Genomic DNA, 21,344 nt, shown 5'->3' on the forward strand with positions numbered 1-21,344 from the left:
TCCTCAGCCCCCCAGCACTCGCTGCAGCAGCAGGCGGAGTTCCTTGATCTGATAGGGCTTCTGCATGAATCCGGCGGGTCCCTGCCCGGAGAGGGTCTGCAGGGAGTCCCCTTCCGTGAAGCCGCTGCTCAGCACGATGGGCACGGTGGGGTCCAGGTCGTGCATGGCGCCGAAGGCCTCCCGGCCATCCATCCGGGGCATGGTCAGGTCCATGAGGACCAGGTCAGGCCGCGGATCGGCGTCCCTGAACCGCTCCAGGGCCTCCAGTCCATCCCGGGCCATGGTGACCTCCAGGCCGATGGCCTGCAGGGCGGCGCCGATGGTCTGGAGGATGAGGTCCTCGTCGTCCACGAGCAGGACCCGCCCGTGGAGCCTGGGGGCGACGGTCTTCTCGCGGGCTGGATCCGTCGCGGCCACCGCCTCGCCCGAGGCCGGGAAGCACAGGCGGAACGAGCTGCCGCGCCCCACCTCGCTCTGGATCCTGAGCCCCGCCCCGTGGCCCCGCAGGATGCCCAGCATGGCGGACAGCCCGAGGCCCCGACCCGAGGCCTTGGTGGTGAAGAAGGGATCGAAGATCCGCGCGAGCACATCCGGCGGCATGCCAATGCCGGTATCCACGACCTCGAGCAGCACGTAGCGGCCCGGGGGCAGGGAGTCGATGGTGTAGGCGGAGTGCAGGTCCTGCTCGTCGAGCAGGGCCGAGGAGGTGGTGAGATGGATGGCGCCCTCCCGGTCTCCGATGGCGTCGGCGGCGTTGGTCACCAGGTTCATGACCACCTGCTGTATCTGGGCGGCATCGGCCTGGATGGCGGGCAGTCCTGGCTCGAGGTCGAACCGCAGGCGGATCTTCTTGGGGATGGACACTTCCAGGAGGTGCGTGACCTCCTGCACGACCTCGTTGAGGTCATGGGGTTTCACCAGGAAGTGGCCGCGTCCGGAATAGGCCAGCATCTGCTTGGTCAGCTCGGTGGCCCGCAGTACCGTCGCCTCCATCCTGGCCAGGTAGGGCTGGGCCGGGGCGGTTTCCGCCAGGTTCATCTGGGCGAGGTTCAGGTTGCCAAGGACCACCGTGAGCAGGTTGTTGAAGTCGTGGGCGATGCCGCCGGCGAGAATGCCCAGGCTCTCCAGCTTCTGGGACTGCCGGAGGGCCTCCTCCACCTGGAGGCGGTCCGTGATGTCCAGCATGTAGCCGAGGTAGTAGGAGGCGTTGGTTTCCGGGCTGGCCTGGGCCGTGAAATCCTGGAACCAGCGGTACTCGCCGGCCGCATTCCGGAGGCGGTATCGCTGTTCGAAGTGGCTGACACCCTTGCGCCGAAGGCTCTCGGATTCCCGATGGACGCGGTCCCGGTCCTCGGGGTGGACCAGGTCGTCGAACATGATCCGTCCGGAGGTCAGCTCGACCGGGGCGTAACCAAGGAGCTTCTCCACGTTGGGGCTGATGTAGTCCACGGGCCAGGGCGGGGCGGCGCCCCACCGAATGACCATCACCGGCCCGCCCACGAAGAGCCCACGCTCTGCCCGGAGGGCCTCCTCCACCCGTTGGCGTTCCGTCACGTCCGTGGCGATGCCGATGACGCTATCGACCTGCCCCTGGTCGTTGAAGACGGGGGTCAGGAAGTTGTCGAACAGGCGCTCTCCCACCGGGGTGATCTGACGTGAGGCCTCCCCACCCAGGGCCGCCCGGATCTGGTCCACCGTCTGGAGGTCGCCCTGGTAGAGGTCGAGGGCGTTCATGCCCACCATCTGGCCGGGCGCGAGGCCCAGGTGGGCCAGGCCGAGCCCCTCGGAGAGCATGAACCGGCCTTCGGGATCCAGCTGGTAGATCACGGCCTCAGAGTTGGCCAGCACGGTCCTGAGGCGCTGCTCCGCGGCCCGCAGCGCCGACTCGGCGAGCTTCCGGTCCGTGATGTCGCGGGTGACGGACAGGAGACAGGGGACGCCGCCCACCTCCATGACCTTCCCGGACATCTGGCCGGTGATGATGCGGCCATCCTTCCGGCGGAAGGCGATCTCTAGTCCCGTGTACTCACCGTGATTCCGGATGAGCTCCACGGCCCGCTCGCGGTCCTTCGGATCCACCCAGATGTTCAGCTCCAGGGCTGTGCGGCCGATGGCCTCTTCGCGGGTCCAGCCGCTGATCTTCTCGAAGCCCTCGCTGACTTCGAAGTAGGTCCCGTCGCTCAGCCGCGTGAGGTTGATGGCATCGGGGCTGGCGTGGAAGGCCCGGGTGAACTTGTCCTCGTTGTAGCGGATGGCGGCTTCCGCCTCCTTGCGCTCCGTGATGTCCCGGGTGACGCTGAGCAGGCAGGTCTCCCCGCCCACCTGGATGAAGGCGCCGGAGACGAGCCCGGTCCGGAGTGAGCCGTCCTTCATGCGGAAGGGCGCCTCCAGGTCGCTGAAACGGCCCTCGGCCTGGAGCAGGCGCCGCATCCGCTCGCGGTCCTCCGGGTCGGCCCAGAGGCCCAGTTCCAGGGTGGTCCGGCCGAGGTACTCCTCGCGGGTCCAGCCGCTCATGCGGGTGAAGGCGGGGTTGGCGTCCAGGTAGGTGCCATCCAGCCGGTTGATGTTGATGGCGTCCGGGCTGGCCTGGAAGGCCTTGGAGAACTTGTCCTCGCTGGCGCGCAGGGCCTCCTCGGCAGCCCTCCTCTCCGTCATGTCACGGACGTGGGTGAACGCTACCTCCTGGCCCTCGACGGTCAGGAAAGTGCTGCTGATGTCGACCGGGAAGACGGAACCATCCTTGCGCTGGTGCCAGGTCTCCTCCCGGTTGGACCCGCGGGACCGGAGCCGCTCCCAGCGGAGGGGCCACTGGTCTGGAAGGACCTTGGGGTCCACGTCCCACACGTGCCTGCCGAGGAGCTCCTCCCGGGAATAGCCCAGCGAGGCGCTGGCCGCCTGGTTGACGAAGACGAAGCCCCCCCATTCATCCGAGCCGAATACCGGATCGATGGCGCTGTCCATGGCGGCCTTCAGGACGCGCTGCTCGGACTGGGCCCTGGTCCGCTCCACGGCCAGGGCCACCTGGGTCGAGACGAAGACCAGCAGGTCCCGCTCCTCGGCGCTGTAGCGGTGTCCTCCTTCGTAGCTCTGGATGACCAGGGCGCCGAACACCCCGGCCTTCCCCTTGAGGGGGACGCCCAGCCAATCCAGGGACAGGGTGCCGAGGGGCTCCACCTCGCCGGCGGCCTCGAGGGCAAGCAGGGCCTCCTGGTCCACCAGCAGGGGCAGGCCCCGGCGCAGGACCCAGGCCGTCAGGCCGCGGCCGAGGCGGTGCGGGGGGGGCGCCGGATCCGACTGATCGATCCAGTAGGGGAAGGACACCATCTCGGACACCGGGTCCCAGAGGGCGAAGTAGAGGTTCTCCGCGGGCATCAGGTCCCGGACGATGGCGTGGACGCGGGGGAACAGGTCCGCGGTGTGCCTGGACTCCAGGGCCGCCTCAGCGATGCGATAGGTGGCCTTCTGGGTCATCTCCGCCCGCTTCCGGGCCGAGATGTCCTGGGCGACCGCGATGACCACGGGCCGCCCCAGGTGCAGGCCCGGGTAGAGCCGCACCTCCTTCGGGAAGACAGTGCCATCCTGCTTCCGGCCCCAGTACTCGAACTGCTGCGGCACGCCCTGCAGGGCCCTGCCGAAGGCCCCGGCCACGGCGTCCATGTCGTTCCGCCCCGGGGCGGAAAGCACCTCCGGCGTCTTCCCGAGGAAGAAGTCCCGCGGGTAGCCGTACATCCTCGCGGCCCCCTCGTTCACGTCGACGAATCGCCCTTCGGCATCCTGGATGTAGATGGCCTCCGAGATCGCATCCAGCATGCCCTGGGTGCTTTCGAGGCGGGCCTGCAGGCCCTCGGCCCGCTGTCGGAGGATCTCGAGCGACTCCTGGGGCATCCCTGCTGGCGGGCCTGAGGTCATGCCCCCATCATCGGCCCGGAACAGGCCGGGGCAAAGTCCTGTGGATCAGGCCCAGCGGAAGCGCCGGACGGCCAGCACGAAGGCCGCCAGGCCCCAGGCGAGGACGATGACCAGGCCCACGCCGTGACCCGCCAGTCCGGCGCCGTCGTTGAACACGGCCCGCAGGGCCCGGATGAAGGGCGCGAGGGGCATCCCGGCCACCAGGTGCTGCAGCCAGGCGGGGGCGGAATCCAGGGTGAAGTAGACGCCGCTCAGCATCATGAGGGGGAAGAAGACCAGGTTCGAGATGGCCGCATAGCCTTCGGAGGTCTCGGCGAAGCCGCTCAGGGCGAAGCCGAAGGCCATGAAGCAGCCGGTCCCCAGGGTCATGACGAGCAGCAGGTCGAGGAAGGAGCCCTGGTTCTGGATGCCGAAGACCACCCGTCCGACCAGCAGCAGGATGGCGGCCTGGACCACGGTCACCGTCAGGCGGTGCAGCACCTGGCCCAGAAGGAAGATCCACTTGGGCAGCGGCGTGACGGCCAGGCGCCGGAACTTGCCCTTCTCGCGGTAGGACACGTTCACCATGCCCACGCTGAAGAGGCCCATGCTGACGAGGTTCAGGCCCAGCAGGCCCGGCAGCAGGAACGAGGCGTAGTTGGTGGAGCGCTTGTGGCCGGGGCTCTCCACCTGCACGGGAATCCGCTGGGGTTCCGGGGCGCCGCTCAGGCGGGCCTGGGCCACCAGCCAGGCCTGGTTCGCCAGCCCTGCCGTGGCGCCCGCCTGGGCCATGAGGTAGCTGTTCAGGCGCAGGCGGTAGCCCGCGCCATCGGGCTCCAGCTGCGCGGCGGTCTCGCCCCGGGACCAGCGTGCTTCGGCCTCAGCCTTGGGGAGGGACTGGACCTGGAGGTGGAGGTCCTTCAGGGCCTGGTCGAGGGCCTCGTCCCGGGGCGTGGGGACGGGGGACTGCACGCGCACCACGGAGAGCTTCGGGCCCCCGCCATCCCGGAAGATCGTCCCGAAGCCCAGCAGCAGGACCACCGGGAAGGCGAAGGTCCAGAACATGGCCACGCGGTCCCGGCTGTAGAGCCGCCACTCCATCACGAACTGCCGCCAGATCATCATGGCTACTCCCTCAGGCTCCGGCCCGTGCGATGCAGGAACACGTCCTCCAGGGTGGCCCGGCGGATGTGGACCTGCTGGAAGGGGACGGCGGTCGATTCAGCGGCTTCCAGCAGCCGGGGCAGCAGGGCCTTGGGGTCCGGCGTGGGGATCTCCCAGAGGTCGGCCCGAGGCTCCACGGCCTGGCCCAGCCGGGTCGCGAAGGCGGCGGGATCCGGAGCGGCCCCCTCGAAGGTGAGCTCCACCACGCTGGGGAGCTCCAGATCCGCGATCAGCGAGGCGGGCGTGCCCGTGGCGATGACCTTGCCGTGGTCCATGATGGACAGCCGGTCGCAGAGGGCTTCGGCCTCGTCCATGTAGTGCGTGGTCAGCACCACGGTGCGGCCCTCGCCCTTCATGCGGCGCACCACGTCCCAGAGGCTGCGCCGGGCCTGGGGATCGAGGCCCGTGGTGGGCTCATCGAGAAACACCATCTCCGGATCGTTGACCAGGGCCAGGGCCAGGGCCAGTCGCTGCTGCTGCCCGCCGCTGAGGGTGATGTGGTAGGCGTCGGCCTTGTCCTCGAGCTGCACGAGCTCCAGCAGATCCTTGGAGGTCCGGCACTTGGGGTAGTAGCTCCCGTAGAGATCCAGGGCCTCCCGGGGGGTGATCTTGTTGAAGAGGCTGGTGCTCTGCAGCTGGACGCCGATGCGGGACCGGATCTCCTGTCCGTCCCTCTCCCAGGTCAGGCCCAGGATCTCGATCTCGCCGGCATCTGAGCTGGTGAGGCCCTCGATGATCTCCAGCGTCGTGGTCTTCCCCGCGCCGTTGGGCCCCAGCAGCCCGAAGACTTCGCCCCGGGCGACCTCCAGGTCCACGCCGTCCACGGCGACCACCTTGGGGAAGGCCTTGCGGAGACCGCGGATGCGAAGGGCCGGAACTGACATGGAAACCTCGGATGTCACAGATACCACAGGGAATGGCTGTCGGGACAGGGTCAGAGCGTCCAGACGCGCCAGGCCCTGTGGAAGGAGCGCAGGGACTCGGCGGCGGCATCCCGGCGGCCGATCGAATCGTATCGGGCCGCCCAGCAGCTGCCGGAGCCGCAGAGCAGGGGTTCGCCGCCGCTGGCGCGCAGGGCATCGCGCACCGCGCTCAGGGGTGGGCAGACCCGCAGGGCCGCCTCGGTCAGGTCGTTGCGCCAGGGCGGCGGGGCGCCCTCCGGCAGGGAGGACAGCGGCTCGGGATCGGGGTACCCCACCTCCTGCAGGGCCCGGTACACGGCCGGGGTGCTGACGTGCAGACCGGGATGGGCGATCAGGATCGGCTCCAGGGGCGCGGGGCGGAGCGGGAAGACCCGCTCGCCGCGGTCCAGCCCCAGAACGGTTCCGCCCAGGAGGAAGAGGGGGACGTCGCTGCCGAGTTCGCTGGCCAGGATCAGGAGGGCCTGGTCTTCCAGCCCCAGGTCGAACAGACGGTTGCCCAGGCGCAGGGCGGCGGCGGCGTCACTGCTGCCCCCGCCGAGCCCGGCGCCATGGGGGATGTGCTTCTCCAGCTTCAGCAGGGCGGGCAGGGGACGGTCTGCCACGCGCTCCAGCTGGCGCCAGGCCCGGAGGACCAGGTTGGATTCGTCGGCCGTCAGGCCGTGTCCGGCGGGGCCGGAGATCTGCAGCGAAAGGCTGGCCGCAGGTTCCCCGGACAGCAGGTCCGTGAGCCCCGGCACGCCCGCCAGCACCGTGGTCACCAGCTCCAGGTCGTGGAAGCCGTCGGCCCGCCGTCCGAGCACGGCGAGGAAGCGGTTGAGCTTGGCGGGGGCCTGGACCTTGAGCGCCATGGCTCCTACAGCCCGTCTTCCAGCTCGAACTCGGGATCCGGGATGCTCAGAATCTCCGGACCGTTCCGGGTGATGGCGATGTCGTGCTCGAACTGGGCGGAGAGGCCGCCGTCCTTGGTGCGCACGGTCCAGCCGTCGGATTCCACCAGGCACTTGTGGCTGCCGGTGTTGAGGATCGGCTCGATGGTGATGGTCATGCCCGGTTCCATGCGGAAGCCCGTGCCGACCTTCTGCTCGGCGAACACCACCTGGGGGTCCTCGTGCAGATCGCGGCCGAGGCCGTGGCCGATGTACTCGCGCACCACGGAATAGCCCCGCTCCTCGGCGAAGGACTGCACGGCGGTGGCCATGTCGCCCAGGCGCAGGCCGGGCCGGCAGTGCTCGATGCCCACGAACATGGCCAGCTGCGCCGTCTGGATGAGCATCCGGGCTTCTTCGGTGATCTTCCCCACCCCCACCGTAAGGCAGGTGTCGCCGTGGAAGCCATCCAGCTTGGCCCCGCAGTCGATGGCGATGATGTCGCCCTCCTGCAGCACGTATTTGGAGGGGATGCCATGCACGACCTTGTCGTTCACGGACGTGCAGAGGGTGCCGGGGAAGCCGTGGTAGCCCTTGAAGCTGGGGGTGGCGCCCTGCTGGCGGATGTAGGTCTCGGCGATCTTGTCCAGCTCCAGGAGGCTCACGCCGGGTCGGGCGGCCCGGGCGGCGATGCGCAGGGCATTGGCTGCCAGCCGGCAGGATTCCCTGAGCTTGTCGATCTCCTTCTTGCTCTTGTAGCGGATCTGTTCGCGGATCAGGGCGGCGCCCTCCTCCCGTCCAGTCTAACGGGTAGAATGTCGGCATGGCGCGACCTTCGATGATTCCAGTGATGACAGCGGTTCTGGCGGGGCTCCTCCTCGGTTGCCGCGGCATTCCCGCCCGGCCCGCCTCGGTGCCGCCTGAGGCCGCCTGGGGGGGCGAGGGGCCCCGGGGCGTCTTCCTGAAGGTCGATGGGCACCAGGGCACGCTTTGGCAGCTGCAGGTCTGGGACCGGAAGGGCCAGCCGCTGGGCTCGGGATCGTTCCGGCTCCGGGGCTTTGCCAAGGCGCGGATCATCCCTGAAGAGGTACTCGGCTGGGAGCAGGGGGCGCTGCACCTGAAGGACGGCACCTGGCTCGTGCCCGAAGCGCCGGCCTCGAAGTGACCGCCTATACCCGCGAGGAGAAGGACTGGCTGGAGCGCGAGTGGGCCTTCCGGGCCTGGGGCCGGGCCGGACTGCTCTCCACCGACGACTACCGGCAGGTGCTGGCCTGGGAGGCGGAGGCCGTGCCCATGGACCTGGTGGTGGCCGCGCTCAACACCTTCTTCGACCGCCGGGAGAAGCGCGAAAAGCTGCGCACCTTCGTGGCCCTCAAGCACCTGGACCGGGACGTGGCCAAGGCCGTGAAGCTGCGCGAATCCCTGCTGCGCGCGGGACCCGCCATGGATGCCGGCAAAGAGTGGGCCCAGGTCAAGGCGCCCCTGCGGGACGACCCCGCCGCCAAGGCGGCCTTCGAGGTCTGGCAGCGCCTCCAGGCCTCGGCCCCTTCGCCGGAGGCCGCGGGCTACCTGGCTCACCACGACCAGGAGCGCGAAGCCCGTGCCACCCTGCTGGGCCTGGCCGAGGCCGCCCTGGGCCCGGCCGCCGAGGCCCTGCGGGAAGAACTCCGCCAGCGGCTCGAGGCTGCGGACATGAAGGAGGGCAGCCTCGTCTGGAAGCGGGCCTGGAACCACCACTGGGCCCGGCTGGTGGCTTCGGCCTGGGGACTGCCGCTGGGGGGCGCGTGAACACGGAATCGACGTGGATCCAGGAACTCGAGACGCCTTCCGAGGCCTTCTTCACGGCCTTCGCTGAGCGCGTGGCCGCCCCAGATGGCCAGCGGGACCTCCTGCGCGAGGCCTTGAAGACCCTCATCCCCCGCATCGACTGGGAGGCCTACCAGCCCCATGTCCCCCATGGCCTGCTGGGCCTGCGGGCCGTGCTGCGGCTCCAGCCCCTGCTCGGAGAGCACAGCTTCCTCCGGGCCCTGGCCATCCAGCTGCACATGGCGGCCACGGAGGGAAGGCGCGCGGCCCCGGCGGCCGCCCAGGTCCTGGCGGCCAAGGGCAGCGGCAGCTGGCGCAACCTGGAGGGTTTCATCCAGTCCCGCCGACCGGGCCTGGCCTACGCCGAGGCCCAGGGCTTCGAGCTGCCGGGCCCGGAGGACTTCCAGCGGCTGGGGCGGCTGACGGAACTGGATATGGCCAATGTCGGGCACAAGGCCGTCGTCTGTGATCACTTCGCGGATCTGCACGAGCGGCTGGAGCGCCCGAAGGCCACGGGCCGGCGCTTGTTCGGCCTCGCGGCCTGGCTGGCGGGCACGCCGGAGGACACCTTCTGGGCCCGCCGGGCCGCGAAGCGGCTGGTGGGTTCAGAGGCATCGGTGCCCTGGACCGATGCCAGCCTCGGCGCCGACGCCCTCGAAGGCCAGGTGCGCGACCTCTGCGACCTGGGCCTGGTGGCCCTGCTGGATCGCTTCGCGGAGCGCCTGAAGGCCGGGCAGGGGGCCGGGGACACCCTGGCCGCCCTGGTCCTGGCCGCCGCGGAGAAGCAGCTGGATGCGCGGCGTGATCTCGAAGGCAAGACCGCCTGGACCTTCGCCTACCTGGCCACCCTCGCCCGCACCCGTCCCGCCGATCCCCGCGTCTGGTGCCAGGCCGCGGCCCTGGTGAACCTCTTCCCCACGGACGAGCCCGAGGACCGGGTGCAGCCGGGGCTGGTGCCTGCCGTCGCGCCGGAAGCCCTGCTGGAGGCCATCCTGGACAGCGAGGCCGCGCTGGCCATGGGCCAGGCCCAGAGCCTCATGCGGGGCGGCAAGGCCGAGGCCGTGCTGGCGACCCTGGCCGAAGCCGCCACCCGCAACGACCCCACCTTCAACCACGCCCACCAGCTGATCGCCGTGGCCGCCGCCGCGGACCTGGCGCCGCACCTGCCGACCATGGCGAGCGAGGCCATGCTGGTGGCCCTGGCCAAGAGCCTGGCCAACAGCCAGGGCAGCGGGGATCTGGGCCGCCTGGCGGACCGGGCGCTGGATGCCCGGGGCGCATCATGAGCCGCACCTTCGCCTTCCTGCGGGCCATCAACGTCGGTGGCCACACCGTGACCATGGCGCAGCTGAAGGACCTGTTCGAGGCGCTGGGCCTGAAGCGGGTGGAGACCTTCATCGCCAGCGGCAACGTCGTCTTCGATGGACCGACGTCCAGCGAGGCGGCCCTGCGCAAGCGCATCGAAGGCCACCTGGAGAAGGCCCTGGGCTATGAGGTGGCCACCTTCCTCCGGTCGGACCGGGAGCTGGCCGCCCTGGTGAAGGGCTGTCCCTTCAGCCCTGCCGAGGTGGCCGAGGCCCAGGCCCTGAACGTGGCCTTCCTCCAGGAGCCCCTGACGACCACGGCCGAGGCGCGGCTCCAGGGGCTGCGCACGGAGCTGGATGCCTTCCGCACCCGGGGCCGTGAAGTGTGGTGGCTCTGCCAGGCGAAGCAGAGCGAGTCCACCTTCTCCAACAAGGTCTTCGAGAAGGCCCTGGGCGTGAAGGCCACCTTCCGCGGGTTCTCCACCCTGCAGCGCCTGGCGGCGAAATACCTGGAACCCTGACCGGCGGCTTCGAAGGGAGGTACCCATGACGATGCACGGTATCCGACGGCTTCGCGCCCTCATCCTGGCGTTGGCTGGTCTGTGGGTCTCGGCCCAGGCACCGGCACCGGAGTCCCAACCCAGGACCGCCGTCTACGGCCCGGAGCTGGAGGGCTTCGACTACCCCTTCCCGGTGCGGCGCTTCGAGTTCACCTCCCAGGGGGTGAAGCTCCGCATGGCCTTCATGGAGGTGGCGCCCGAGAAACCGAATGGCCAGACCGTGGTGCTGCTCCACGGGAAGAACTTCACGGCCGCCACCTGGGAGCGCAGCATCCGCGTCCTCGCGCAGGCCGGGTACCGGGTGGTGGCCCCGGATCAGATCGGGTTCGGCAAGTCCACCAAGCCGGCCCACTACCAGTACAGCTTCCAGCAGCTGGCCTCGAACACCCGGGCCCTGCTGGCCTCCCTCGGCATCGAGCGCGCCATCCTGGTGGGGCACTCCACGGGCGGGATGCTGGCCGTGCGTCATGCCCTGATGTATCCGCAGCAGGTGGACCAGCTCGTCCTGGTGAACCCCATCGGGCTGGAGGACTGGAAGGCCGAGGGCGTGCCGTCCCTCACGGTGGACCAGTGGTACCAGCGCGAGCTGGGCGTCACGGCCCAGCGGATCCGCGCCTACGAGCAGGCCACCTACTACGCCGGCCAGTGGCGGCCCGAGTTCGAGGCGCCGGTGCAGATGCTGGCCGGCCTGTTCCAGGGGCCGGGCAGGGAGCTCGTGGCCTGGAACTCGGCCCTCCTCTACGACATGATCTGCACCCAGCCCGTGGTCTACGAGTTCGAGCGCCTGAAGGTGCCGACCCTGCTGCTCATCGGCCAGCGCGACACCACGGCCATCGGCAAGGACCTGGCGCCGCCCGAGGTGGCGGCGCGGCTCGGCCACTACCCGGAGCTGGGCCGGCGGGCCGCCCAGCGCATTCCCGGGGCCAAGCTGGTGGAGTTCCCCAGCCTCGGCCACGCGCCGCAGATCCAGGATCCCGAGGCCTTCCACGCGGTGCTCCTGAAGGGGCTGGTGCACTAGACCGGGCAAAGGCTCTGGAGCCTTGACGCGAAGCCGTGGAACAATCGCGGATCGAATTCGAGGTCATGCATGGGCAAGAATCGGCTCGAGGCCTTCAGCGACGGCGTGCTGGCCATCATCCTCACCATCATGGTGCTGGAGCTGAAGGTGCCCCACGGCGACTCGTTCGCGGCTCTGGGCGCGCTGCTGCCCACCTTCGTGAGCTACGCGCTGAGCTTCATCTACATCGCCATCTACTGGAACAACCACCACCACCTGCTCCACGCCGTGAAGAAGGTGAACGGGCCCATCCTCTGGGCCAACACCCACCTGCTGTTCTGGTTGTCGCTCGTTCCCTTCGCCACGGCCTGGATGGGTGAGAACCACTTCGCGGCCCGGCCCGTGGCGCTCTACGGCGGTGTGCTGCTCATGGCAGGGCTGGCCTACTACCTGCTGAGCCAGTGCCTCATCCACTACCACAGGGAGGGCTCGCTCCTGGGCACCGCCGTGGGCAGCGACTTCAAGGGCAAGGTCTCCATCGCCATCTACGCCGCGGCCATCCTGCTGTCCTTCGCCAATCGCTGGCTGGGCTTCGGCCTCTACTGGGTGGTGGCCCTGATCTGGCTGGTGCCGGATCGGCGCATCGAGCGCGTCATTTCTGAATAAACCCGCCTACTGCAGCTCAATGGTAACGGCCGCCGCCATGGCCTTGGCGTTGGAGCGGGCTTCTTCCAGGGTTGCGGCGGCGGCGATGGCCACTGCCAGGCGGCGGTGGCCCCTGCATTCGGGCTTGCCGAACAGCCGCAGCTGACTGTCCGGAATCTCCAGGGCCTTTTCCAGGCCATGGAAACTCGGGACACCTTCGCCGTGCCCCAGCAAGGGCACGCTGGCGGCGGGAGACGACAACCGGATGGAGGGAACCGGCAGGCCCAGGATGGCGCGGGCGTGCAGGGCGAATTCGCTCATGTTCTGGCTGCCCAAGGTCACCAGGCCCGTGTCGTGGGGGCGGGGGCTCACCTCGCTGAAGATGACCTCCTCCCCGCGGATGAAGAGCTCCACCCCGAAGATGCCGTAGCCGCCGAGGCCCTTCACGACCTTCCGGGCGATGGTCTGGGCCTTGTCCCAGGTGGCTTCGCTCATGGGCATGGGCTGCCAGCTCTCGCGGTAATCGCCGTCGATCTGGATGTGCCCGATGGGAGGGCAGCACTGGATGCCGTTCACGGCGGATACCGTCAGGGCCGTGATTTCGTAGTCGAAGGGAATGAATCCCTCCACGATGCAGCGTCCGGCTCCGGTGCGGCCGCCCTCCTGAGCGTAGGCCCAGGCCTGGTCGATCTGGTCCTCGGCCTTGATGACACTCTGCCCTTTGCCGGAGCTGGACATGATGGGCTTCACCACGCAGGGCAGGCCCAGGGCCTCCACCGCCTCGCGCAGCTCGGCCTCCGTGGAGACGAACCGGTAGGGAGATGTGGGCAAGCCCAGTTCTTCCGCGGCGAACCGCCGGATGCCCTCGCGGTTCATGGTGAGGTTCGCGGCGCGAGCCGAGGGGATCACGGTGTGTCCCTCGGCCTCCAGCTTCAGCAGCTCCTGGGTGGCGATGGCCTCGATCTCCGGCACGATGAGGTGCGGTTTCTCCAAATCCACGATCCGGCGAAGCTCAGCGGCGTCCAGCATGGAGAACACATGGCTCCGGTGGGCTACCTGCATGGCGGGGGCGTTGGCGTAGCGGTCGCAGGCGATCACTTCGCAGCCCAGCCGCTGGAGCTCGATGGCGACTTCCTTGCCGAGCTCGCCGGAGCCGAGGAGCAGGACGCGCGTGGCGGAGGGGGACAGGGGCGTGCCGAGGGTGGTCATGGCGATTCCCGAAAGGCCCCATTCTGCCCTGGAATCCACGGCTTGAGGCTGTCGCCAGCGCCCCGCGGTCAGCGGCCAGCGGCCCGGTAATTCGGCATCACCTTGCCCTTGGCGCACTCGAAGATGAGGCTGGTCTGGATGTGGGCCACTTCGGGGCGGGTGGTGAAGGCGTCCAGGGCCAGGTCGCGCAGGTGGTGGGCGTCGCGCACGGCCACGTGGACCTGGAAGTCGTGGGTGCCCGCCACATGGAAGACGGTGAGGACTTCCGGCAAGCCGAGCACGTGCTTCCAGAAGGCCTTCACCTGGGCCCGGCTGTGCTGGCGGAGCTGCACGGCGATGAGGGCCTGGAGGCCCACGCCGAGAGCGTCCGGATCCACTTCGGCGTGGGCCCCCTTCAGCACCCCCTCGCTGCGCAGGCGCTGCACCCGGGCCAGGCAGGAGGAGGGCGCCAGACCCACGGCCGAGGCGAGTTCCTTGTTGGAGAGCCGAGCATCATTCTGCAAATGCTCGATCAATTCGCAGTCAATTCGGTCAAGTTCCATATTTGGCATTGTTTCACGAAATCAATTCGGCGGATCGCCGAATTGATCGAACCTACATTGGGGACATAGGAGTCCTGTCATGGCCCACCCCGCCCGTCCCCAGTCGCTGGAAACCCAGGCCGTCCACGCGGGCCGTGAGGTGCTGCACGAGCAGGGCATCCACGCCATGCCCATCGACCTCAGCAGCACCTATCCCGTGCAGGATCTGGATGAGGGCGGCCGCAGCCTCGAAGCCATGGCCATGGGTGGCCTGCCCATCGGCAGCCCGGTCTACGCCCGCCTCTACAACCCCACCGTGGCCCGTTACGAGCAGGCCCTGGCCCAGCTGGAAGGCGCGGAGGAGTGCGTGGCCTTCGGTTCTGGCATGGCCGCGGTGACCGCCAGCCTCATGGCCGCCAAGCAGCGCGGCAACCACATCGTGGCCGTGCGTCCCCTTTACGGTGGCACGGACCACCTGCTGGCCTCGGGCATGCTGGGCCTGGAGGTGACCTGGGCCGAGGCCGATGGCATCGCGGCGGCGATTCGTCCCGACACGGCCATGGTGATCGTGGAAACCCCTGCGAATCCGACCCTGGCCTTGCTGGACCTCGAGGACGTGGTGCGCCAGGCGGGCAAGGTGCCCGTGCTGGTGGACAACACCTTCGCCACGCCCGTGCTGCAGAACCCCATCCAGCAGGGCGCCACCCTGGTCCTCCACAGCGCCACGAAGTTCCTGGGCGGCCATGGCGACGTGCTGGCGGGCCTGGTGGCCACCAACAACGACTGGGCCACGGAGCTGCGCAAGGTCCGCGTCATCACCGGCAACGTCCTGCACCCGCTGGCGGCCTACCTGCTGCACCGCAGCCTGCCCACGCTACCCCTGCGCGTGCGCAGCCAGCAGGCGGGCGCCCAGATCCTCGCCGAGCGCCTGGCCAAGCATCCGGCCGTATCCGCCGTGCACTTCCCCGGCCTCACGGGCCAGGATCCCAAGGGCCTGCTGGGCCGCCAGATGAAGGGCCCCGGCTCGCTGATGGCCTTCGAGCTGGTGGGCGGCTTCGAGGCCGCCTCGGTGGTGATGTCCGAGGTGAAGCTCATGACGCCGGCCGTGTCGCTGGGCAGCGTGGACACGCTGATCCAGCATCCCGCCGCCCTCACGCACCGCGTGGTGAATGCCGATGCCCGCGAGCACGCCGGCGTGTCCCAGTCCCTCATGCGGATGTCCGTGGGCCTCGAGAGCCCCGAGGACCTCTGGGCCGATCTGGAGCAGGCCCTGGTGAAGGCCATGGCCCGCACCGCTGCGCACGTCTAGCCCGGTTCCTTCCGCGTAACCTTTCGGGGCCACCCTGGGCACGGGGTGGCCCCGGTCGTATGCTGGGGGCCCCTTCCCGGACAAGAGGAGACCCCATGGCGGACAAACCCGTGCCCACCGGCTTCGGCGCCTTCTGCTGGAGCCAGGTGAACGCCAGCGGTGCGGTGACGGACCCCACGGGCGGAACCTTCACCTTGTTCAAGGGCCTGGCGTGACCCGTCCTTCCCAGGGGCTGATCCACCTGCACTGTGGCGATGCCGCCGCGGCGGTCCACCGGAAGTCCGGGCTTCCGGGCGAGCTTCGCATCTGGCGGGATTCCCCGGCGGTGGGTCCCTGGACGGCGGCGGAGGACGGTCTGATCCCGCTGCGGGCCACCTGGTGGGGCCTTGTCCCGGTCGACATGGGCGACATCCCCCACCTCCGGGATCTGGCACGGTCCACGGAGCCGGTGCTGTGGTTCGGCCCGGATCCCTGGGAACAGGCCTGCCTGCTCTGGGTGCTGGGGGCCCTGCCGGAAGGCACCCTGCCGGATCTCGTCCCCCTCGGGATCGGGGTCGGCCGGATGGCCCCCGGTGCGCTGCCCCGCTGCTTCGCCGAGAGGAACCTCCTCGAGGCCGACACCCTCGCGGAGGCCAGGCTTCTCTGGCACGCCTTCCTGCAGGGTGGCTGGGGCGCCCTGGCCGGTGCCGGCCAGGCGGCGCTGCCCTGGCTGGGCCCGGCCCTGGCCCGGCTCGCGGAAGACCACCCGGCCGTCGGCCCCGGGCGGACGCGGCTCCAGATCCAGGGGCTGGTGGATGCCGGTGTGCGGGACCTCCCCGGACTCATGAAGGGCCTGGGAGAGTTGGAGCATCCCGCCCACGGGGCCTGGTACGGGGACCTCTTCGTCGCCCGGATGGTGGAGGCCATGGGGGTGCGGATAGGCTGAGTCAGCTGCCATGTCGCTCGCTCCGCTCCCCCTCTCATCCAAGGTCACGGTCCTCCGGGGCCTGGGACCGGCGCGGGCCGCGGCGCTGCAGGAGGCGGGCATCGACACGCTCCAGGACCTGCTCTGGAGCCTGCCCTACCGCTACGTGGACCGGGGCAGCCTGCGCTCCCTGGGCAGTCTGGAGATGCGGGGCTTCGAGGCCCAGGAACCGGGTCTGGTTACGGTGCTGGGAACCATCCAGGACCTGCGCCAGAGCACGACGCGGGTGCAGCGCATGGCCCTCACGGAGGTGCTGCTGGCGGACGGCACCGGCACCCTGCGCCTGCTCTGGTTCAACCAGCCCTACCTGGGTCGCAGCTTGAAGGTGGGCGACCGGCTGCTGGTGTTCGGAACCCTCGCGGGGGGGCGGCACGGGGTCGAGATGCGCGGCCCGCAGTTCGAGGTGATGGAGCGCAGTGGGGACGTCGGCTGGGTGCAGCGCCACCTCCCCCTCTACCGGAAGCTGGGGCCCCTCCCGGGCCGGGTGCGCCAGAAGCTCGTGGCCGAGGCCCTGGGCCGGGTCCACCTCGGCGAGGACTGGCTGCCCCTGGAGCTCTCCAAGGATCTGCCGGACACCCTCACGGCCCTGCGCCTGTTGCACGATCCTCCGGACCAGAGCGAGGCGCGGGACCTGGAGGAGGGGACGACGCCGGCCCACCGGCGCCTGGCCTCGGAGGAACTCTTCGCCTTCTCCCTGGGGGTGGCGCTCCGGCGAGCGGGGCGCCTGCAGAGGCCGGGACAGAAGGTCCCCACCTCTCCGGAACTGCGGGAGCGCCTCCGCTCCTTCCTGCCCTTCCACCTCACCGGCGCCCAGCGGCGCTCCTTCAAGGAGATCGTGGGGGATCTCACCTCGGGCCGGGTGATGAACCGCCTCCTGCAGGGCGACGTGGGCAGCGGCAAGACCCTGGTGGCCCTGCTCGCCATGGCCATGGTGGCCGAGACGGGCGGGCAGGGCGCGCTCCTGGTGCCCACGGAAGTCCTGGCGCGCCAGCATGCCGCCAGCTTCCGCCGCTACCTGGGTGACGAGGCGGGCGCCCTCCAGCTGCTGCTGGGCGGCATGAAGGCCGCGGAGAAGCGCGCCGCCCTGGCCCGCATCGCCAGCGGCGAGGCGCGCTACGTGATCGGAACCCACGCCCTGTTCCAGGAGTCGGTGGCCTTCCACCGGCTCCAGCTGGTGGTGGTGGATGAGCAGCACCGCTTCGGGGTGAAGCAGCGCGAGGCCCTGAAGGAGAAGGGCGGGGATCCCCACTGGCTGGTCATGAGTGCCACGCCCATCCCCCGTTCGCTGGCCCTGGCGGTCTTCGGCGACCTGGACCAGAGCGTGCTGGACGAGCTGCCGCCAGGCCGCCAGCCCATCACCTCCAAGCTGTATTCCACCGGAACGGCGGGCCGGGCCTGGGAGCAGGTGCGCCGGGAACTGGCCGAGGGCCGCCAGGCCTTCGTGGTGAGCCCGAGCATCGACCCTTCGGACGAAGGCAAGGTGCAGCTCCGCGACATTCAGGCCATGGAGGCCCTGCTGCGGGGCGTCTTCCCGGACGAGGCCATCGAGGTGGTCCATGGCCGCCTGAAGGCTGATGACATGGCCGCGCGCATGGGCCGCTTCGTGGCCGGCGGGGCGAAGATCCTCCTCGCCACCACGGTGATCGAGGTGGGCGTGGACGTGCCCAATGCCACGGTGATGGTGGTGGACCACGCCGAGCGCTTCGGCCTGAGCCAGCTGCACCAGCTGCGCGGCCGCGTGGGTCGTGGCGAATACCGCAGCCACTTCCTCATGATTAGTGATTCGGAGAGCGAGCGTCTGCAGACCCTCGTCGAGACGCAGGACGGTTTCCGCATCGCCCAGCGGGACCTCGAACTGCGCGGGCCCGGCGAGTTCTTCGGCGTCCGGCAGGCGGGGTTGCCGCAGTTCCAGGTGGCGGATCTCGTCCGGGACCGGGATCTCCTGCTGCGCTGCCGCGAGGCCGCGGGCCGAGCCCTGGCCATCGGTCTCAGCGAGGCCCAGGCTGGATGGCTGAAGCGGGAGCAGGTCCGGCTGAAGCTGGCGGACGTGAGCTGAGGCCGGGGCGGCCGTTCATGAAATTGGTGCGGGTTCCACCGGATGGGACCCTGAGGCCTGGCTGGACTGCGGGCCGCCGCAGGGCAGATGCAGGGTGAAGGTCGTGCCCTTGCCCGGCTCGGACTGCAGGGTGAGGCTCCCGCCCAGCAGATCCGTGAACTTCTTCACGAGCGTGAGCCCCAGGCCGGTGCCGCCGTACTTCCGGGTGGTGCTCTCATCGGCCTGCACGAACTCCTCGAACACCTTGGCCTGCTGGGGCTGCGTCATCCCGATGCCATCGTCCTGGACCATCACCATGAGGTGGTCCCCCTCGGACCAGGCCTTCAGGAGGACCAGCCCCCCGGTCGTGAACTTGGCCGAGTTGCTGAGGAGGTTGACGAGGATCTGTCGCAGGCGGGTGGGATCCGAATGGATGCTCACGGGAACGTCCAGGATCTCCAGCGCGAAGCGGTTGCCCTTCTTCTCGACCAGGGGCCGGATGGTGGCATCCAGGTCATGCAGGAAGGGGCGGAGCTCGATCTCCTGGAGCTCCAGGCGCAGGCGGCCCGCTTCGATCTTCGACATGTCCAGGATGTCGTCGATGAGGCCCAGCAGGTGCTGGCCGGCACTCTGGATCTTGCCGGCGTCCTGCCTGAGTCCACCGAGGGCGGGATCCTTCATGTCCTCCTGCAGGATCTCCGAATAGAGCAGGATGGCGTTGAGGGGCGTGCGCAGCTCGTGGCTCATGTTGGCCAGGAATGCGCTCTTCGCCTTGGAGGCCGCCACCAGGGCGGAGGTCTGCCGGGCCACCTCGTCGATGAGCTCCCGGTTGCGCTGCTCCAGCTGGGCCTGGCGGACTTTCACGAGGATGAGGACCAGACCCGCCAGCCCGAAGACTCCCAGCACGCGGACCCACCAGCGCTCCCACCAGGCCGGGCGCACCCGGAAGTGGAACCGGGTCACGGGACCAAGGACGCCTTCCCGGGTCTGGCCGCGAAGTTCAAGGACGTGGGGACCGGCAGGCAGCCCGACATAGCGGAGGTAGGGAGTCTCCGGGCGGGTCCAGCTGGCATCCACGCCGGACAGCCTGGCCTCGTAGATCAGGGCATCCTGGATCTGGTAGTTGGGGACCATGAACAGCACTTCGAGTTCGTTGCGATCCCGGGGCAGCTCCGGGTCGGGATCGAGCAGGTTCAGGTCGCGGGAGGCCACGCGGACCGAGAGGATGACCGGTGGCCGCAGCTGCTGCGGTGAGGAGAGGGAGCCCGGGTTGTAGCTCATCAGGCCGGATGGCGTGCCGATCCAGACCCGGCCTGATTCCACCAGCAGGGCGCCCTGGTTGCATTCGGGGTGGATGATGCGGTCCTCGGACCCGAGGAGGCGCATCCGCCTCGGATCCCTGCCGTCCACGAAGCCCAACCCGAGCCCCGTGCCGACCCAGATCCGCCCATCGGTGTCCAGGCCCAGGGAATAGATGACCAGGTTCTTCTGGCTGGCCGCAAAGTCGAGCACTTCGGTGCGGGTGAGGGCTTCGCCCCGCAGGTGGTGCAGGGTGAGCGCCGGGCGGGTCTTGTAGCCGAGAACGACCCTGCCGTCCGGACCCGCGGCGGCGATGTAGGGCAATTCAGGCAGCACGTCCGGGACGACCTGCCAGGCTCCGTGGCGGAAGAGGGCCGCGGACTGGTCGTACAGCACCAGGACCTCCCCGCCGGACAGGGTGGTAAGGGTCCGCAGTTCCCGGATGGGTGGCCCCGGCAACGGCATGGGTTCCCAATCCCATCCCCGGCTGGTCGGGTTGCCCCGCACCACGCCGCCGTACTCGTTGGCGACCCAGGGGCGGCCCTCCCCGTCGATGGTCAATCCGGCGGTGATGCGCGTGGCCGGAAGGGCCTCGATGCGGAAGGTCCTGATGGCGAGGGTCCTCGTGTCCACCAGGTGGACGGTGCCCCCCGGACTTCCCGTCGCCCATACGGTGTCGCCTTTGCCGACGCAGAGATTCAGGATCCGGCCCGGCAGCATGCGCTTGAACCGGCGGCCCTGTTCGACCCACAGGCCCTTGTCCGTGCCCACCCAGAGCCGGTTCCGGCGATCCCGGATCATCTGCCAGGTCGTGTCGAGCGGGAGTCCGTCCGGGGGGCTGTAGAGGTTCCACTGGGTGTGGCCCAGCACACGCAGGACCCCCTTGTCCGTGCGGAACCAGAAGCCCCCCTCCTGGTCCACCATGCCGCCCCGCGCATCGTCCTGGGCGTGGCCGAACTGCACGCGGCGATTGCCTTTGAGGCGCCAGAGCCCTTCCGTGTTGTCCACCCAGACCCAGCCTTCCGCGTCCCGGCTGAGCTTGGACAGGTGGCTGTACCCGCCGGCCATCTGGATGCTGGACCAGGCGCGGGGGCCTTCGGCCGGCAGCCGCCAGACGGCACTGTTGGTGCGCACCCAGAGGTTCCTGTTCCCGTCCACGGCGATGTCGCGCAGGGTATCCCCGGGGGCGATGCGGGGTGAATCCACGCGGACCCAGCCATCCTGCTCCCAGTGCCAGATGGTCCGCGAGGTGGTCACCCAGGCGCCGGGCAACGAGGGATCGGCGAACAGATGGGTCGGCACTTCCTGGCCCGGCCAGGGCGTCGGGGCGACGAAGCCGCCCGGGGCCTGCTCCACCCGGATGCCCGCGGAAGTGAGCACCCAGAGGTGGCCCTCGGAGTCCCGGAAGGCGTCCTGGACGGGGCCCCGGGGGACCCCGTCGGCTTCGCCGAAGACGCGGGACTGGAGGTGGTTGATGCGGGCCAGGCCGCCATCCGTGCCGACCCAGAGGGACCCATCCCGATCGATCGAGAGGCTCTGGACGAACCCCGTGGGCAAGGGCCCCGCGAAGGGCGAGAAGCGGCTTCCATCGAAGAAGCAGAGGCCGCCCTCGGTGCCGACCCACAATCGGCCCTCATGGTCCTGGACCATGGCGGTCACCACCTCGCTGCCCAGGCCCTGGTCGGTCCCGTAACGGCGGACAGGGAAGTTGCCCTCCACCTGGGCCGCCAGGGGGAGGGCCAGGAGCAGGCAGAGCAGCCAGAGGGTGCGTGAGAGGTGGAGCAGCATCTTGCTTGGGATATCGGTTGATCGGGCTGGCCGCTTCAATTTCCGGCTCCGTGGCGGAGGCAGCCC

The 21,344-nt window shown here is 69.6% G+C and carries 17 protein-coding genes; 9 read left to right on the plus strand and 8 right to left on the minus strand.

The window, feature by feature from the left end; all coding sequences use genetic code 11:
• Nucleotides 1–3 precede the first annotated feature (3 nt).
• The 5 genes from QOZ81_RS06410 to map form a co-directional block, all read right to left on the minus strand.
• Nucleotides 4–3,885: a PAS domain S-box protein gene (locus tag QOZ81_RS06410; RefSeq protein WP_300715365.1), complete on the minus strand. Its 3,882-nt coding sequence runs from the start codon at nucleotides 3,883–3,885 to the stop codon at nucleotides 4–6.
• Between the two features lie 69 nt (nucleotides 3,886–3,954).
• Nucleotides 3,955–5,013, minus strand: coding sequence for an ABC transporter permease (locus QOZ81_RS06415; RefSeq protein WP_291199882.1), 1,059 nt, complete (start codon nucleotides 5,011–5,013; stop codon nucleotides 3,955–3,957).
• A 2-nt stretch (nucleotides 5,014–5,015) separates the two neighbouring features.
• Nucleotides 5,016–5,936, minus strand: coding sequence for an ABC transporter ATP-binding protein (locus QOZ81_RS06420; RefSeq protein WP_291199879.1), 921 nt, complete (start codon nucleotides 5,934–5,936; stop codon nucleotides 5,016–5,018).
• 50 nt (nucleotides 5,937–5,986) lie between these two features.
• The gene (ispE, locus tag QOZ81_RS06425; RefSeq protein WP_291199876.1) at nucleotides 5,987–6,823 is read right to left on the minus strand and encodes a 4-(cytidine 5'-diphospho)-2-C-methyl-D-erythritol kinase; all 837 of its coding nucleotides are present in this window, start codon (nucleotides 6,821–6,823) and stop codon (nucleotides 5,987–5,989) included.
• Nucleotides 6,824–6,828: 5 nt separating this feature from the next.
• The gene (map, locus tag QOZ81_RS06430; RefSeq protein ID WP_341849996.1) at nucleotides 6,829–7,620 is read right to left on the minus strand and encodes a type I methionyl aminopeptidase; all 792 of its coding nucleotides are present in this window, start codon (nucleotides 7,618–7,620) and stop codon (nucleotides 6,829–6,831) included.
• Between the two features lie 71 nt (nucleotides 7,621–7,691).
• Between map and QOZ81_RS06435 the strand changes: the two genes are divergently transcribed.
• From QOZ81_RS06435 to QOZ81_RS06460, 6 genes are all read left to right on the plus strand, one after another.
• Nucleotides 7,692–8,006, plus strand: a complete 315-nt coding sequence (locus QOZ81_RS06435) for a hypothetical protein (RefSeq protein ID WP_291199873.1) — start codon at nucleotides 7,692–7,694, stop codon at nucleotides 8,004–8,006.
• Nucleotides 8,003–8,629, plus strand: coding sequence for a hypothetical protein (locus QOZ81_RS06440; protein ID WP_291199870.1), 627 nt, complete (start codon nucleotides 8,003–8,005; stop codon nucleotides 8,627–8,629). Before QOZ81_RS06435 ends, QOZ81_RS06440 begins: the two co-directional genes overlap by 4 nt.
• Nucleotides 8,626–9,933, plus strand: coding sequence for a hypothetical protein (locus tag QOZ81_RS06445; protein WP_291199868.1), 1,308 nt, complete (start codon nucleotides 8,626–8,628; stop codon nucleotides 9,931–9,933). The genes QOZ81_RS06440 and QOZ81_RS06445 overlap by 4 nt, the downstream gene beginning before the upstream one ends.
• Nucleotides 9,930–10,472, plus strand: coding sequence for a DUF1697 domain-containing protein (locus QOZ81_RS06450; RefSeq protein ID WP_291199866.1), 543 nt, complete (start codon nucleotides 9,930–9,932; stop codon nucleotides 10,470–10,472). The genes QOZ81_RS06445 and QOZ81_RS06450 overlap by 4 nt, the downstream gene beginning before the upstream one ends.
• A 31-nt stretch (nucleotides 10,473–10,503) precedes the next feature.
• A complete protein-coding gene (locus QOZ81_RS06455; protein ID WP_441316725.1) occupies nucleotides 10,504–11,529 on the plus strand; it encodes an alpha/beta fold hydrolase in 1,026 nt (341 codons plus the stop codon).
• 69 nt (nucleotides 11,530–11,598) lie between these two features.
• On the plus strand, nucleotides 11,599–12,174 hold the full coding sequence (locus QOZ81_RS06460) for a TMEM175 family protein (RefSeq protein WP_291199862.1): 576 nt from the start codon (nucleotides 11,599–11,601) through the stop codon (nucleotides 12,172–12,174).
• A gap of 6 nt (nucleotides 12,175–12,180) precedes the next feature.
• Here QOZ81_RS06460 and purT read toward each other — a convergent pair whose 3' ends face one another.
• Both purT and QOZ81_RS06470 read right to left on the minus strand, forming a co-directional pair.
• Nucleotides 12,181–13,362 carry a formate-dependent phosphoribosylglycinamide formyltransferase gene (gene purT / locus QOZ81_RS06465; RefSeq protein ID WP_291199859.1) on the minus strand — a complete coding sequence of 394 codons (1,182 nt, stop codon included), beginning with the start codon at nucleotides 13,360–13,362 and terminating at the stop codon, nucleotides 12,181–12,183.
• A 68-nt stretch (nucleotides 13,363–13,430) separates the two neighbouring features.
• Nucleotides 13,431–13,913, minus strand: coding sequence for an Lrp/AsnC family transcriptional regulator (locus QOZ81_RS06470; protein ID WP_341849993.1), 483 nt, complete (start codon nucleotides 13,911–13,913; stop codon nucleotides 13,431–13,433).
• Between the two features lie 70 nt (nucleotides 13,914–13,983).
• Between QOZ81_RS06470 and QOZ81_RS06475 the strand changes: the two genes are divergently transcribed.
• From QOZ81_RS06475 to recG, 3 genes are all read left to right on the plus strand, one after another.
• Entirely contained in the window at nucleotides 13,984–15,192 is a 1,209-nt protein-coding gene (locus QOZ81_RS06475) for a trans-sulfuration enzyme family protein (protein ID WP_291199853.1), read from the plus strand.
• Between the two features lie 211 nt (nucleotides 15,193–15,403).
• Nucleotides 15,404–16,117, plus strand: coding sequence for a hypothetical protein (locus QOZ81_RS06480; RefSeq protein WP_291199850.1), 714 nt, complete (start codon nucleotides 15,404–15,406; stop codon nucleotides 16,115–16,117).
• Between the two features lie 10 nt (nucleotides 16,118–16,127).
• Nucleotides 16,128–18,212 carry an ATP-dependent DNA helicase RecG gene (gene recG, locus QOZ81_RS06485; protein WP_291199847.1) on the plus strand — a complete coding sequence of 695 codons (2,085 nt, stop codon included), beginning with the start codon at nucleotides 16,128–16,130 and terminating at the stop codon, nucleotides 18,210–18,212.
• A gap of 15 nt (nucleotides 18,213–18,227) precedes the next feature.
• Here the strand turns inward: recG and QOZ81_RS06490 are convergent, their stop codons facing one another.
• A complete protein-coding gene (locus QOZ81_RS06490; protein ID WP_291199844.1) occupies nucleotides 18,228–21,278 on the minus strand; it encodes a sensor histidine kinase in 3,051 nt (1,016 codons plus the stop codon).
• Nucleotides 21,279–21,344 lie beyond the last annotated feature (66 nt).

This window comes from Geothrix sp. (assembly GCF_030219325.1).
GTDB lineage: Bacteria > Acidobacteriota > Holophagae > Holophagales > Holophagaceae > Geothrix.

Bases quoted from the DNA above. Each gene is read 5' to 3' on its own strand.
- QOZ81_RS06410 (WP_300715365.1), bottom strand. From the start codon at position 3,885: ATGCCCCAGGAGTCGCTCGAGATCCTCCGACAGCGGGCCGAGGGCCTG.
- QOZ81_RS06415 (WP_291199882.1), bottom strand. From the start codon at position 5,013: ATGATGATCTGGCGGCAGTTCGTGATGGAGTGGCGGCTCTACAGCCGG.
- QOZ81_RS06420 (WP_291199879.1), bottom strand. From the start codon at position 5,936: ATGTCAGTTCCGGCCCTTCGCATCCGCGGTCTCCGCAAGGCCTTCCCC.
- ispE (WP_291199876.1), bottom strand. From the start codon at position 6,823: ATGGCGCTCAAGGTCCAGGCCCCCGCCAAGCTCAACCGCTTCCTCGCC.
- QOZ81_RS06435 (WP_291199873.1), top strand. From the start codon at position 7,692: ATGACAGCGGTTCTGGCGGGGCTCCTCCTCGGTTGCCGCGGCATTCCC.
- QOZ81_RS06450 (WP_291199866.1), top strand. From the start codon at position 9,930: ATGAGCCGCACCTTCGCCTTCCTGCGGGCCATCAACGTCGGTGGCCAC.
- QOZ81_RS06455 (WP_441316725.1), top strand. From the start codon at position 10,504: ATGCACGGTATCCGACGGCTTCGCGCCCTCATCCTGGCGTTGGCTGGT.
- QOZ81_RS06460 (WP_291199862.1), top strand. From the start codon at position 11,599: ATGGGCAAGAATCGGCTCGAGGCCTTCAGCGACGGCGTGCTGGCCATC.
- purT (WP_291199859.1), bottom strand. From the start codon at position 13,362: ATGACCACCCTCGGCACGCCCCTGTCCCCCTCCGCCACGCGCGTCCTG.
- QOZ81_RS06470 (WP_341849993.1), bottom strand. From the start codon at position 13,913: ATGCCAAATATGGAACTTGACCGAATTGACTGCGAATTGATCGAGCAT.
- QOZ81_RS06475 (WP_291199853.1), top strand. From the start codon at position 13,984: ATGGCCCACCCCGCCCGTCCCCAGTCGCTGGAAACCCAGGCCGTCCAC.
- recG (WP_291199847.1), top strand. From the start codon at position 16,128: ATGTCGCTCGCTCCGCTCCCCCTCTCATCCAAGGTCACGGTCCTCCGG.
- QOZ81_RS06490 (WP_291199844.1), bottom strand. From the start codon at position 21,278: ATGCTGCTCCACCTCTCACGCACCCTCTGGCTGCTCTGCCTGCTCCTG.